General features: G+C 54.3%; 2 tRNA genes and 1 rRNA gene. All 3 read right to left on the minus strand.

Annotated elements, in window-relative coordinates:
* Nucleotides 1–95 (minus strand): 23S ribosomal RNA (locus IEX32_RS20495); the annotation flags it as partial.
* 256 nt (nucleotides 96–351) lie between these two features.
* Nucleotides 352–427: transfer RNA gene (locus tag IEX32_RS20500), tRNA-Ala, on the minus strand.
* A gap of 24 nt (nucleotides 428–451) precedes the next feature.
* A tRNA-Ile gene (locus IEX32_RS20505) sits at nucleotides 452–528 on the minus strand.
* Nucleotides 529–536: the final 8 nt, after the last annotated feature.

Consider the following 536-nt stretch of genomic DNA (forward strand, 5'->3'; position numbering starts at 1 on the left):
TTGCTCACAACTCCCCGACGCTTATCGCAGCGTGCCACGTCCTTCATCGCCTGTACATGCCAAGGCATCCACCAAATGCTCTTACCTCACGCTTGAGAATCCACACCATCAACGACAGCCCTGCATAAAGACTGCGCCGTAATAGGTGCGGACGATATAATCTCAGCCAGATTACTTGCATCTGTATGTAACGCATCATTGTGCATGGCCACGTCGACCACACACGATGCGCCACGGCATCGATTAAAAAACCCATTCACAATGTCAAAGAACCGCAAAGGCAAACCCTTCGCACAACCGATCGCAAGACCGGTATATCGTTTCGCTTCATCTCTGGAGTGTCACCAAGCCTGGTGGAGCCTATCGGGATCGAACCGATGACCTGATGCTTGCAAAGCAACCGCTCTCCCAGCTGAGCTAAGGCCCCAAGGCCAGGCTTCAATGCGGGAAGTGGTGGGCCGAGTAGGAGTTGAACCTACGACCTCACGCTTATCAGGCGTGCGCTCTAACCACCTGAGCTACCGGCCCATTCCCGC

Origin of the sequence: Novosphingobium endophyticum, assembly GCF_014640675.1 — a bacterium.
GTDB lineage: Bacteria > Pseudomonadota > Alphaproteobacteria > Sphingomonadales > Sphingomonadaceae > Novosphingobium > Novosphingobium endophyticum.